Here is a 12,856-nt window from a genome sequence, read left to right as displayed (position 1 = left end):
ACGTGACTCACAAGTAGGGATGTTTGACCCTGTCGGCAGCCGTCCAGGGAATCCAAAATCTTCGCCATGTCCAAGCGGAGACTGAAGAACAAGAAGATCAGGGCCGTGGCGGTCGGATCGGCCCTCGTGACCGGCGGCGCCATCGCCACCGTCCTGCTGCCGTCGGCGAACGCCGCCGACGAGAGGACACCCGAGCAGATCATGACCTTGTGCCAGCGGGCCAAGGTGCTCAACGGCAAGCAGCAGTCCATTTTCGATTTCGGCGGCCATCCGATCGCCGGACCGAGTTTCGCCTCCGACAACTGCGATTTCGTCGAGACGAAGTTCGAGACCTTCGACGGGCCGACCGAAAAGGCCTCCATCGATTTCCCGAACTGCGAACCGAACGCCACCGAACCGGCGAAGGTGTCGGTCACCTGGTCGGCGACGGTGGCCCAGGGCAAGGGCAAGAGCACCGTCACCCAACAGGGCGGGGGTGGAGGGATCTTCGGCGCTCTGAGCGGATCCTGGGTGAAGCACAAGGGGACCCTCGACATGACCACTGAATCGGCGACCGCCGGCGACACGGAACAGCGGGAAGTTCCGGTGGGCAAGGTGCTCCACATGGAGTTCACGCCGAAGATGCAGCGCATGACCGGCGAATGGCGGGTCCGGATCGACGCCCGTGAGGCGACGACCGTCACCAACGCCACCCCCGAGCAGAACTTCGTGGCACCCGAGGTCGTCGAGGGCCCCGTCATGCTGCCGGGCGCGGCGGGTGCCCCCGGTGTCGCCGACGGCACCTCCAAGGCCGTACTGACCGACTGCTGAGCCCTTGACCCCCCATATTCCACAGGAGAACCCATGACACGCGCCGGCCGCACCAGAAGCCACCGGAGCAAGAAGAAGCGCATCACCCTCGCCCTGTCTCCGCTGGTGGCCGTCGCGGTGGCCGTTCCGCTGATGAACTCGGCGGGTGCCGCCACCCCCTCCGAAGTGACCGCCGACTGCTCGGCGGACTCCGACAAGCTGGAGAACTGCGAGTTCGTCGACGTCCAGTTCAAGCGGGACAACCTCGGACCCAATCAACGGGTCTCCACGGTGAGCGACAACTGCGGATCGACGGGCACCGCCTCGAAGACCTTCAACGTGAGCGCGTCCGTCACCAGGACCATCCAGCTCGAGGAGGGATTCAGCGCGGAATCCGGCACGAAGCTGTCCAATTCCGTCTTCGAGATCGGCGTGAAGTTCAGCACCTCGGAAATCAACATCACGCGCGACGACAAGACGACCACCCTGGCGTTCAGCAGGACGGACACCGTGCAGGCCGACAGCATCGCCTTCTTCATGTGGTCCGCCAAGCGCACCGACGTGAGCGGCTTCCTCAAGGCCACGTACAAGGAGGCGCAGGACGGTCAGAAGGTGTTCTTCGCGCCGAGCGAGGGTGCCACGAGCATGCACGTCTTTTATCCGCAGATCCTGAAGAACGGCACCCCCGACGGCCGCCTCTGGCTGCGCAATGTGAAGTGCGGAACCCCCGAGGCGGCAGGGCTGCGGAATTCCACGCGCGCCCTCAGGTCGGATGCGGGATTCGGTGAGGCCGGTGAGAACGTCACCGACGTCGAAATCCCGCTGTCGGAGGTTCCGGCACCGTAATCCACGGTTGCCGGTTCTCAGGTGCGAAGCACGGGCGCGGCGCCCAGCCACCGCAGGACCGCGTCCGTGCTGCCGCGCGCGTCCAGCTTGGCGTAGATGTTGCTGAGGTTGTTGCGGACGGTCTTCTCGCTCAGCCGTAATCGCAAGCCGATCTCCTGCGCGCCCAGGCCGGTCGACAGCAGCTCCATGATCTGCCGCTCACGCGGCGAGAGCAGCGACCGCAGCCGCTCCATGGCCTCCCCGCCGGTGGGCATCCGCCGCGCCCCTTCGCGCAGGGCGGCGCAGGCCGCCGGGGAGAGGTACGTGTGCCCGACGGTGGCCCCGACGACGGCCGAGGAGAGCATGCAGGTGCAGTAGTCGCCCTCGACCAGATAGCCCGCTCCGCCGCGGAACACCTCGACGATGGTCTCGATGTCGCGGCGCGGGCTGATGACGATCACCGGGATGTCGGCGGCCCACAGCTCCCGCAGGGCCGCCGAGGGGGCCTCGCAGCGCAGGATCACGACGTCCGCGTCTGCCCGCGCCGCCTCCAAGGGCGCGGCCGGCCGCACCACCCGCCCGACGTACGGGTCGTCCGGAGCCGGCCAGTCGGGATGCGGCCAGGCATCCTCGGGGCAGGCGAGGGCGACGGTGAGTTTCCGGGAAGCGCGCACGTCGTTGTGTCCTTCCGCCGAAGCCGTCCATCAACGTCAGTACGTCCGTACGTCGGTACATACGGCGGTCGGCGGGAACATGTTCAAGCTTTCAAGGAGCGCACGGTATCGGCCCGGCTACAGCAGCGGCGCCACCTCCGCCCCGAACTCCTCGATCTGGTCGGTGAGTTCGGCCCGGCTGCGGCACCGGAACCGCACCTGGACCTGGTGCACGCCCATGGCCCGGTAGGCCCGGAGCGACTCGGCCAGCTCCTCGGCGTCACCGGCGACGGTCCGGCGTCCGACGTCCCAGCCGGGCTTGCCCACGTACAGGGGCTCGGTGATGGCCCCGACGACGAACGGCCCCTCGACGGCCGCCTCTTCCCGCAGCCGCCGTATCCGGGCGATCTGAGCCGGCAGCCGGTCCCGTGGGTCCCCCTGCGGCAGCCACCCGTCCCCCTTGAGGGCGGCCCGGCGTACGGCGGCGGGTGACGACCCGCCGACCCACACCGGGACGTGCTCCTGCGCCGGCCGTGGTCGTTGCCCGAGATCCTCGAAGTCGTAGAGCTTGCCGTGGTGTTCGGGGAACTCGTCCGGCCCGAGGGCGGTCCGCAGCGCGTCGATCGACTCGTCCAGCACGGACCCGCGCCGCTCGAAGTCGACGCCCAGCGCCTCGAACTCCTCCCGCACATGGCCGGCCCCCACCCCGAGGATCAGGCGACCGTTCGACAGGTGATCGAGGGTGGCGAACTGCTTGGCGGCCAGGAGCGGATGCCGCAGCCCCACGACCGCGACATGGCTGAGCAGCCGTATGCGCTCGGTGGCCGCCGCGAGGAAGGCGAGGGTGGCGACGGGGTCGTACCAGACCGTGCTCATCGCGGACGCGAGACGGCGGGGGATGCCGACGTGGTCGCAGCTCGCGAGGTAGGCGAAGCCGGCGCGGTCGGCGGCTCGGGCGACGGCGAGCAGGTCCTCGGGCCCGGCGTCGGCCTCCCACGACTCGGCGTAGATCGTGCTCTGCGACTGGACGGGGAGCTGGATGCCGTACTGGAGACTCACCGGGCACCGCCGCCGCCCGGCCACAGCCCGTCGCCCGTCAGACCCAGCAGCTCGATGGCGTTGCGCCGCACGATCCGCTCGACCACGTCCGCGTCCAGGTGCCCCATCTGCGCCTCGCCGACCTCGCGGGACTTGGGCCAGGTGGAGTCGGAGTGCGGATAGTCGGTCTCGTACAGGACGTTGCCGACGCCGATCGCGTCCAGGTTCCTGAGCCCGAAGGCGTCGTCGAAGAAGCAGCCGTAGACGTGGTCGGCGAACAGCTCCGACGGCGGCCGGTGCACCTTGTCGGCGACCCCGCCCCAGCCCCGGTTCTCCTCCCACACCACATCCGCGCGCTCCAGGATGTACGGGATCCAGCCGATCTGGCCCTCCGCGTACATGACCTTGAGGTGGGGGAAGCGCTCGAACTTGCCGCTCATCAGCCAGTCGACCATCGAGAAGCAGCAGTTGGCGAAGGTGATGGTGGAGCCGACGGCGGGCGGCGCGTCGGCGGAGGTGGAGGGCATACGGCTCGACGAACCGATGTGCATGGCGACCACCGTGCCGGTCTCGTCGCAGGCGGCGAGGAAGGGGTCCCAGTCGTCGGTGTGCACGGAGGGAAGCCCTAGGTGCGGGGGTATCTCGGAGAAGGCGACGGCTCGCACGCCACGCGCCGCGTTACGGCGGACTTCGGCGGCGGCCAGCTCGGCGTCCCAGAGGGGGATCAGGGTGAGGGGGATGAGCCGCCCTCGCGCGCTCGGCCCGCACCACTCCTCCACCATCCAGTCGTTGTAGGCCCGCACGCACAGCAGGCCCAGCTCGTGGTCGGCCGCCTCGGTGAAGGTCTGGCCGCAGAAGCGGGGGAAGGTCGGGAAGCAGAGGGCGGACTGGACGTGGTTGACGTCCATGTCGGCGAGGCGGGCGGGGACGTCGTACGACCCCGGCCGCATCTGCTCGTAGGTGATGACCTCCAGCTTGATCTCGTCCCTGCTGTAGCCGACGGCGGTGTCGAGGCGGGTGATCGGCCGGTGCAGGTCCTCGTACACCCACCAGTCGCCGATGGGTCCCTCGTCGCCCGGCCGGCCCATGACGGGCTTGAAGCGGCCGCCGAGGAAGGTCATTTCCTTCAGTGGCGCGCGGACGATGCGCGGCCCGGTGTCGAGGTACTTCTTCGGAAGCCGGTCCTGCCAGACGGTGGGCGGCTCGACCGTGTGGTCGTCGACGGAGATGATCAGCGGAAACGCGGTCTCGGTGTCCATGTCGGTCACGGTAGCGCCGATCTGACGGTCCGTCAGCTATGCCGTCGGTCATGCGGGACCGGGCACCGCCGTGCGAAGAGCGCGTGAGGGCCTTGTGATATCCCGCGCGCCTGCCTGTGATCAGCCGCTCCACAGCTGACGCATCTGCCGGAACAAGGCAAACTGGCGGGGATGTAAACGGGTCCTAGGGGGACTGCGATGGACGGGGTACCGCGCGTGCCGGAACAGAGGCGTCCCGGCTCCTCGACAGATGCGGCGGAGCCGACGCCTGCGCTGCGCTTCAGCGTGCTCGGCCCCGTACGCGCCTGGCGCGGCGAGGAGCAGCTCCCCACCGGCTCCCCCCAGCAACGGGCCCTGCTCGCGGCCCTGCTGCTGCGCGAGGGCCGTACGGCGACCGCGGCGGAGCTGATCGACGCCCTGTGGGGCGAGGAGCCGCCCTCGCAGGCGCTGGCGGCGCTGCGGACGTACGCCTCCCGGCTGCGCAAGGTGCTGGACCCCGGGGTCCTGGTGAGCGAGTCGGGCGGCTACGCGGTGCGGGGCCTGGCCGAGGGCGCGCTGGACCTGGCGGTGGCGCAGGACCTGGCGACGGAGGGGGAGAAGGCCAGGAACGCCGGGGATCTGTGCCATGCCCGCAAGGCGCTGGGGCGGGCGCTGGCCCTGTGGGACGGGGAGGTGCTGGCGGGGGTCCCGGGGCCGTACGCGGAGGCCCAGCGGGTCCGTCTGGAGGAGTGGCGGCTCCAGCTCCTCGAATCCCGCCTGGACATGGACCTGGAGCAGGGCTGCCACGCCGAGGCGGTGTCGGAGCTGACGGCACTGACGGCGGCGCACCCGCTCCGTGAGCGCCTGCGGGAGCTGCTGATGCTGGCGCTGTACCGCAGTGGCCGTCAGGCGGAGGCGCTGGCGGTGTACGCGGACACGCGGCGCCTGCTCGCGGACGAGCTGGGCGTGGACCCGCGCCCGGGCCTGAAGGAACTCCAGCAGCGGATCCTTCAGGCGGACCCCGGCCTCGCCGGGCCCTCGGCACCGGTCGCCGAGCCGCCGCCGGCCCCGGTACGCCCCGCCCAACTCCCGGCCACCGTCCCCGATTTCACGGGCCGGGCCGCCTTCGTCTCGGAGCTGGGCGACGTCCTCGCCTCGGCCGAGGGCCTGGTGATGGCGGTGTCGGCGCTGGCGGGCATCGGCGGCGTCGGCAAGACGACGCTGGCCGTACACGTGGCCCACCAGGCGCGCGGCGCCTTCCCCGACGGGCAGCTGTACGTCGACCTCCAGGGCGCGGGCGCGCGGGCGGCCGAGCCGGAGACGGTACTGGGCTCGTTCCTGCGCGCCCTGGGCACGGCCGACTCGGCGATCCCGGACTCGCTGGAGGAGCGGGCGGCGCTGTACCGGTCCGTGCTGGACGGCCGCCGGGTCCTGGTCCTGCTGGACAACGCGCGGGACGCGGCCCAGGTCCGCCCGCTGCTGCCGGGCATGGAGGGCTGCGCGGCGCTGGTGACGTCCCGGGTCCGCATGGTCGATCTGGCGGGCGCTCACCTGGTCGACCTGGACGTGATGTCGCCGGACGAGGCGTTGCAGCTGTTCACGAAGATCGTGGGCGAGGAGCGGGTGGCGTCCGAGCGCGAGGCGGCCCTCGACGTGGTCGCGGCCTGCGGCTTCCTGCCGCTGGCGATCCGCATCGCGGCGTCCCGCCTCGCGGCCCGCCGCACCTGGACGGTCTCGGTCCTCGCCGCCAAGCTCGCCGACGAACGGCGCCGACTGGACGAACTCCAGGCCGGTGACCTGGCCGTGAAGGCGACCTTCGAGCTGGGCTACGGCGCCCTGGATCCCGCCCAGGCACGGGCGTTCCGCCTCCTGGGGCTGGCCGACGGCCCGGACATCTCGCTGGCGGCGGCAGCGGCCGTACTGGATCTGCCGCCGGAGGACACGGAGGACCTGCTGGAGTCCCTCGTCGACACGTCCCTGCTGGAGTCGGCGGCGCCCGGCCGCTACCGGTACCACGACCTGGTACGGCTCTACGCGCGTGCGTGCGCGGAGCGGGACGAGTGGCCGCCCAGCGAGCGAGACGCGGCGCTGTCGCGGTTGCTGGACTTCTATCTGGCGACGGCGGCGGGGGTCTACGCGATCGAGCGGCCCGGGGATCGGCTGGTGGATCACCTGGCGGCCACGACGTATCCGGCCAAGACGTTTCCGAACCGCAAGGACGCGCGGGACTGGCTCTACACCGAGGCGAACTGCCTGCTGTCCTTCGCCCGCCAGTGCGCCGACCGCCCGGACGCCCTGCGCCGCGCCATCGACCTGCTGTGGGCCGCCGTCGACATCTCGGAGTCGGGGGCCAACTCCAAGGAGTACGAGGCCACGGCGCGGACCCTGATGGAGGCCGCCCGGCAGATCGGCGTGGAGCAGGTCGAGGCCCGTGCGCTCATGACCTTGTCCCACGCCCACCTCGACAGCGGCCGGTTCGACCTGGCCGACCAGGAGGCCGAACAGCTCATCAGCCTCGCCCACCGGGCCGACGACCTGCTGCCCGTCTGCTGGGCCCACAACGCCCGCGGGGTCATCGCGTTGTACCAGGGACGCAACGCGGACGGCGAGGAGCACCTCTCCCACGCCATCAGGCACTTCCGCACCCTGGTCGACCGCCCGGGCGAGGCCAGCGCGCTGTGCAACCTCTCCCGGATCCATCTGGCGACCGGCCGCACCCAGAGCGCCGTGTCCCTCGCCCAGGAGGGCATGGAGATCTACGACGCCATGGGCAACTCCATGCGCGGCGCGAACGGCCGCTACGCCCTGGGCATGGCCCTCACCCAGAGCGGACAGCTCGATCCCGCGGCCGACCGGCTCCTCGAAGCCCTGGAGGTGTTCCGCGACAGCCGTCAGCGCCTGTGGGAGGGCATGACCCTGTTCCGCCTGGCGGAGGTCGACATCGCCGCGCGGCGCTACGCCCAGGCGGCGGCGAACGCCGAGATGGCCCTGACCGTGCTGCGCGGCATCGGCGGGGAATGGCGGCGCGGCAACGTCCTCACCGTGCTCGGCCGCGCCCTGACCGCCGTGGGCCACACGGGGCGCGCCCGGGTCTGCTGGGAGGAAGCCATCTCCATCTACGACGAGTTGGGCTCGCCGGAGGCCGCCACCGTGCGGGCGCTGCTGGCTCCCGCCCAGGCCGCCTGAGAGGGCCGCCGCGGCGTTCATCGTTCGTTTATCGCCGGGCCCCATCCTCTAGGCAGTCGATCCGTCGCGTCGGGGGGCAGACGGGTCGCGGAAGAGGGCCACACATCAGCGGTTTAAGGTGAACGGCCCAACGGCCCGTCCGGCCATCCTCGGGGGAGTGACCGGACGGGCCTTGCCAACCCATGCCGGACAAGACCAGTGGAGAGCAACGATCATGAGTGACGAGCAGGTCGTCAAGCTGGAGGACATCCACGCCACCTCGGAGCCCGCCGACGCCGCGGCCGCCGACACGAAGGCGACGGACGGGGGCGCCACCACTCAGGGCGACATCCACGCCACCGAGGAGCCCCTCGAGACGAAGGACATCCACGCCACGTCGGAACCCTTCAAGCCGACGAAGTAACCCTCACCCCACGGGGATCGGCCGCGGCGGCACGGAGGGGAAGCCGCCGCGGCCGACGTGTGCCCCGGGGCGGGCGGCCCCTCGTGGCGGGATGGGGGAATTGGCCGATCCAGGCCACTCACACCCGAAACCCCAGGTCACGCCCGCCTCCTCTACATCAACTCCGGCCCCGCAGCTCTCCCTTGAGCACCTTGCCGCTCGCGTTCCGCGGCAGCTCCCCCACGAACTCCACCCGCCGCGGCACCTTGTAGTTCGCCATCTCCCGTCGTGCCCAGGCGATCAGGTCGTCCCCGGTCAGCACGGACCCCGGCCGCCGCACCACGTACGCCTTGCCGACCTCCCCCAGCCGTGCGTCCGGTACGCCGATCACCGCGACGTCCGCGACATCGGGGTGGAGGCCCAGCAGTTGCTCGATCTCCGCCGGGTAGGCGTTGAAGCCGCCGACGATGAACATGTCCTTGATGCGGTCGGTGATGCGCAGGTTCCCCGCGGAGTCCAGGACGCCCACATCGCCCGTCCGCAGCCAGCCGTCCGGCGTCAGTACCTCCGCCGTGGCCGCCTCGTCCTCGTAGTAGCCCCGCATGACGTTGAAGCCCCGCACCAGGACCTCGCCGGGCTCGCCGAGCGGGGCCTCGACCCGGACCTCCGTCCCCGGTATCGCCCGGCCGGACGTCGACGCGATCACCGTCGGATCGTCGCCGCGTCGGCACATCGTCACGATGCCGCTGGCCTCCGAGAGGCCGTATGCCGTCAGGACCGTCTCCACGCCCAGTTCCCCGCGCAGGCGTTCCACCAGGCGCAACGGCACCACCGCCGCGCCGGTCACCACCAGCCGGAGTGCGGAGAGGTCGTGGGCGTCACGCGCCGGGTGGTCCAGGAGTGACTGGTGGAGGGTGGGTGGGCCCGGGAGGACCGAGACCCGTTCCGCCGCTATGTTCGCCAGGGCCGTACCGACGTTGAAGACGGGCTGGGGGATCATCGTCGCGCCCCGCATCAGGCAGGCGATCACGCCGGCCTTGTAGCCGAAGGTGTGGAAGAAGGGGTTCACGATCAGGTAGCGGTCGCCCTGTCGGAGGCCCGCGAGCTCGCTCCACACCTCGTAGGCGCGCAGCGTCTGGGCGTGGGTGATCACCGCGCCCTTCGGGCGGCCCGTCGTGCCGGACGTGAAGACGATGTCCGACGGCCAGGAGCCCTCCACCGCCCCCGTACGCGCCCGCACCTCGGCCTCCCCCACCCCGTCCCCGCTCGCCAGGAAGTCCTTCCAGGTGCGGTAGTCCGCCGGGGCGTCGTCCGACAGTACGACCACCTGCCGCAGCTCCGGCAGGCCCGGCCCCTCCGCGACCGCCCTGCGCAGCGACGCCACGTACGAGGTGCCCAGGAAGGTGCCCGTCACGAAGAGCAGCCGGGCCCCGCTGCGGCGCAGCACGTCCGCGGCCTCCGTGCCCTTGAAGCGGGTGTTCACCGGCACCAGCACCGCCCCCGCCGACACCGCGCCGAGCGCCGACACGATCCAGTCCAGCGTGTTCGGGGCCCAGATGGCGACGCGGTCGCCCGGCGCGATGCCGTTCGCGACGCAGGCCGCCGTCGACCGTTCGACGCGGGCGCCGAGTTCGCCGTACGAGATCCGGGTCCGGCCCTCGACCACCGCCTCGGTGTCCGCGAACCGCTCGGCCGCCCGACGGACCAGCTCCGGGATGCTCTGCCACTCCATGATCCCGCCTCCCCGAACTCCGAACCCCGAATCCCCATAGCTGACTGACCGTCAGATTAGCTGTAACCTGACGCTCTGTCAGCAGCCCGTCCGCAGCGCGGAGGTGTGCACATGGCCGGACTCAAGGACGCGACCGCCGTCGTCGGCATAGGACAGACGCCCTTCGCCAAACACCTCCCGGAGGACGAGAGAACGCTCGCCTGCCGCGCCGTCCTCGCCGCCCTCGCCGACGCCGGCATCGCCCCGGGTGAGGTCGACGCGCTGGCCAGCTACACCATGGAGGAGACGGACGAGGTCGAGCTGGCGAAGGCCGTCGGGTTCGGGGACCTCACCTTCTTCAGCAAGGTGGGGTACGGAGGTGGCGGTTCGTGTGCCACCGTCGCGCATCTCGCCGCCGCCATCGCCACCGGGCAGGCGACGGTCGGCGTCGCCTGGCGGTCACGGAAGCGGGGAAGCGGGCCCCGGCCGTGGCGGAACACCGCCGCCCAACTGCCCACACCCGCCCAGTGGACACGGCCGTACGGCCTGCTGCGCCCCGTCGACGAGATCGCGATGCTCGCCCGCCGCTACATGCACGAGTACGGCGCGACACGGGACCACCTGTTCAACGTCGCCCTCGCCTGCCGGAACCGGGCCAACCAGAATCCGGGCGCGGTGATGTACGAACGGCCCCTGACCCGCGAGATGTACATGACCTCACGGTGGATCAGCGAGCCCCTCTGCCTCTTCGACAACTGCCTGGAGACGGACGGGGCGTTGGCGTGCGTCATCGTCAGCCGGGAGCGGGCCCGGGACTGCCGCCACACCCCCGTCTACGTCCACTCCGCCGCCCAGGGCCTGCCCGCCCAGCACCACGGCATGGTCAACTACTGGAACGACGACCCGCTCACCGGACCTGCCTGGACCGCCGCCCGGCATCTGTGGAAGCACGCCGACTTCACTCCACAGGATGTGGACGTCGCCCAGATCTACGACGCGTTCACGGCTCTCATACCGCTGTCGCTGGAGGGGTACGGGTTCTGCGGGCGGGGTGAGGGAGGGGCGTTCACGGAAGGGGGCGCCCTGGAGATCGGCGGGGCGCTGCCGATCAACACCGGGGGCGGCGGGCTCAGTGAGGCGTACGTCCACGGGTTCAACCTCATCAACGAGGGCGTCAAGCAGCTCCGCGGCACCAGCACCGCCCAGGTCCCCGGCGCCGCCACCTGTCTCGTCACCGCCGGCGAAGGCGTCCCCACCTCCGCGCTGCTCCTGAGGAGTTGATCAAGGATGCTCTTCCCCGTCACCGACCCCGACGGCGCCCCCTTCTGGCAGTACGCCGCCCAGGGCGAGCTCCGCGTCCAGACCTGCGCCGACTGCGGTGAGCCCCGGTTCCCGCCTCGCCCGTGCTGCCCGCACTGCCAGTCTTTCGCGAGCGAGTGGCGGCAGTCCGGCGGGCACGGCCGTATCTGGTCGTACGTCGTCCCGCACCCGCCCCTCCTGCCCGACTACGCCGAGCAGGCGCCGTACAACGTCGTCGTCGTCGAACTCACCGACCTCCCCCGCATACGCCTGGTCGGCAACCTCGTCACCGGCCCCGACGCGCCGCTGAACTCCCTTGCGCCGGACCGGATCCGCATCGGCGCCAAGGTCCACGCCGTGTTCAGCGGCAGCGGCCTGCCCCAGTGGGTCCTGGAGCGACCGTGAGCCTCACCGTCACGACCGACAAGGGCGCCGGCGTCGCCGTCGTCACCCTCGACCGGCCCGAGCGCCTCAACGCCATCGATCTCGACCTCAGGGATCAACTGGTCGACGCATGGCGGGAGTTGCGGTTCGACGACGCCGTACGGGCCGTCGTGCTCGCCGGTGCCGGGGAGCGGGCGTTCTGTACGGGGCTGGACCGGGAGGCCGTCGTCCCGCAGCCCAACTCGCCGTACATGACGGACGATCCGCTGCTTCGGGTCGGGCCGAAGTCCAACGACCTGTGGAAGCCGGTCGTCGCCGCCGTGCGGGGCATGGCCTGCGGGGGCGCCTTCTACCTCCTCGGCGAGGCGGACTTCGTCGTCGCCGACCCGACCGCCACCTTCTTCGACCCGCACACGACGTACGGCATGGTCAGCGCCTACGAGTCCGCCCTCATGGCACTGCGGATGCCGTACGGCGAGGTGGCGCGGATGATGCTCATGGGGAGCGCCGAGAGGCTGTCGGCCCGGCGGGCCCACGACATCGGGCTCGTCTCCGAACTCACCGGACCCGGCGAGGCGTTGGCCGCCGCCATCGAGCACGCCACCGTCATCGCCGGGTATCCGACGGAGGGCGTGCAGGGGACCGTGCGGGCGCTGTGGGCGGCCAAGGAGGCCGCGCTCGCCCATGCCTTCGCGCAGGCGCCGCACCTGATCGCGCTGGGGAACCTGCCGGGCGAGCGGCAGGAGGAGCTGTTCAGGGCGCGGCGCCGCGACCATCGGATCCGCTGAGCTACTCCGCCGTACGGGTCACTTCACCCAGCTCGCACGTGACGCCGCTCGTGCTCTCGCCGGCGTCCGCGACGTACGGGGCGGTCACGTCCAGCGTTTCCGTGGTGTCGGCCGAGACGTACGGGATGGTGGACGCGCTGGTGCGTACGGGCGTGCCGCTCGGGTCCTTGAAGGTGACGCCGAACTCGTAGGTGTACGTCGTGATGCTGCTGGTGTTGGTGGCCTCGACCCGGGCCACGATGCCCCGGGTCGCGTCGTACACGCAGCTGCGGATCCGCACGTCCCGGGTGGCCTCGGCGGTCGCGGTCGCGCTGCTGCCGCCGGAGACGCCGCCCGAGGACGCGTAGTCGTCGTCATCGTCGTCGTAGTGCGTGCCGCCCGAACTGCTCGACGAGCTGCCGGAGTTCGAGCTGTCGTCGCAGCCGCCGCCGCTGGAGCGCTTTGCCCCCGTCAGTGCGACCACCACGCCGACGACGACGGCGACAGCGCGGACATGGCGAAGCTTCATGTGGTGCGACCCCCGTATGTCTTGCAACCCCGTGGTGTTGATCGTGAGCACGTCA

12 protein-coding genes are annotated in these 12,856 nt (G+C 71.0%); 7 read left to right on the top strand and 5 right to left on the bottom strand.

The window, feature by feature from the left end:
* Positions 1-66 precede the first annotated feature (66 nt).
* Entirely contained in the window at positions 67-810 is a 744-nt protein-coding gene (locus ACTMVF_RS28880) for a hypothetical protein (RefSeq protein ID WP_441274021.1), read from the top strand.
* A gap of 33 nt (positions 811-843) precedes the next feature.
* Entirely contained in the window at positions 844-1,635 is a 792-nt protein-coding gene (locus ACTMVF_RS28875; RefSeq protein WP_441274020.1) for a hypothetical protein, read from the top strand.
* Between the two features lie 17 nt (positions 1,636-1,652).
* On the opposite strand, the gene ACTMVF_RS28870 is transcribed toward ACTMVF_RS28875, so the two are convergent.
* From ACTMVF_RS28870 to ACTMVF_RS28860, 3 genes are all read right to left on the bottom strand, one after another.
* Positions 1,653-2,288, bottom strand: a complete 636-nt coding sequence (locus ACTMVF_RS28870) for a LuxR C-terminal-related transcriptional regulator (RefSeq protein ID WP_441274019.1) — start codon at positions 2,286-2,288, stop codon at positions 1,653-1,655.
* 117 nt (positions 2,289-2,405) lie between these two features.
* Positions 2,406-3,326 carry a TIGR03619 family F420-dependent LLM class oxidoreductase gene (locus tag ACTMVF_RS28865; RefSeq protein ID WP_441274018.1) on the bottom strand — a complete coding sequence of 307 codons (921 nt, stop codon included), beginning with the start codon at positions 3,324-3,326 and terminating at the stop codon, positions 2,406-2,408.
* Complete coding sequence (locus ACTMVF_RS28860; protein WP_441274017.1) at positions 3,323-4,564, bottom strand: amidohydrolase family protein; 1,242 nt, start codon at positions 4,562-4,564, stop codon at positions 3,323-3,325. Before ACTMVF_RS28860 ends, ACTMVF_RS28865 begins: the two co-directional genes overlap by 4 nt.
* Before the next feature lie 198 nt (positions 4,565-4,762).
* On the opposite strand from ACTMVF_RS28860, the gene ACTMVF_RS28855 reads away from it, so the two are divergent.
* Together ACTMVF_RS28855 and ACTMVF_RS28850 are read left to right on the top strand one after the other, a co-directional pair.
* On the top strand, positions 4,763-7,729 hold the full coding sequence (locus ACTMVF_RS28855) for a BTAD domain-containing putative transcriptional regulator (RefSeq protein WP_441274016.1): 2,967 nt from the start codon (positions 4,763-4,765) through the stop codon (positions 7,727-7,729).
* 214 nt (positions 7,730-7,943) lie between these two features.
* Positions 7,944-8,132, top strand: coding sequence for a hypothetical protein (locus tag ACTMVF_RS28850; RefSeq protein ID WP_441274015.1), 189 nt, complete (start codon positions 7,944-7,946; stop codon positions 8,130-8,132).
* 157 nt (positions 8,133-8,289) lie between these two features.
* Here the strand turns inward: ACTMVF_RS28850 and ACTMVF_RS28845 are convergent, their stop codons facing one another.
* Positions 8,290-9,843, bottom strand: a complete 1,554-nt coding sequence (locus ACTMVF_RS28845; RefSeq protein ID WP_441274014.1) for a FadD3 family acyl-CoA ligase — start codon at positions 9,841-9,843, stop codon at positions 8,290-8,292.
* 111 nt (positions 9,844-9,954) lie between these two features.
* Between ACTMVF_RS28845 and ACTMVF_RS28840 the strand changes: the two genes are divergently transcribed.
* From ACTMVF_RS28840 to ACTMVF_RS28830, 3 genes are read left to right on the top strand one after another with little or no spacing between them, the layout of a single operon-like run.
* A complete protein-coding gene (locus ACTMVF_RS28840; RefSeq protein ID WP_441274013.1) occupies positions 9,955-11,103 on the top strand; it encodes a lipid-transfer protein in 1,149 nt (382 codons plus the stop codon).
* 6 nt (positions 11,104-11,109) lie between these two features.
* Positions 11,110-11,526: a Zn-ribbon domain-containing OB-fold protein gene (locus ACTMVF_RS28835; RefSeq protein ID WP_441274012.1), complete on the top strand. Its 417-nt coding sequence runs from the start codon at positions 11,110-11,112 to the stop codon at positions 11,524-11,526.
* Positions 11,523-12,293 carry an enoyl-CoA hydratase/isomerase family protein gene (locus ACTMVF_RS28830; RefSeq protein ID WP_441274011.1) on the top strand — a complete coding sequence of 257 codons (771 nt, stop codon included), beginning with the start codon at positions 11,523-11,525 and terminating at the stop codon, positions 12,291-12,293. Before ACTMVF_RS28835 ends, ACTMVF_RS28830 begins: the two co-directional genes overlap by 4 nt.
* Before the next feature lies 1 nt (position 12,294).
* Here the strand turns inward: ACTMVF_RS28830 and ACTMVF_RS28825 are convergent, their stop codons facing one another.
* Positions 12,295-12,801 carry a hypothetical protein gene (locus ACTMVF_RS28825; RefSeq protein WP_441274010.1) on the bottom strand — a complete coding sequence of 169 codons (507 nt, stop codon included), beginning with the start codon at positions 12,799-12,801 and terminating at the stop codon, positions 12,295-12,297.
* Positions 12,802-12,856 lie beyond the last annotated feature (55 nt).

The sequence above is a fragment of the Streptomyces sp. SD31 genome (assembly GCF_052068475.1).
Classification (GTDB): Bacteria; Actinomycetota; Actinomycetes; order Streptomycetales; family Streptomycetaceae; genus Streptomyces.
Note: the sequence above shows the minus strand (reverse complement) of the source record. Positions and strands in the feature narration are given on the sequence as shown.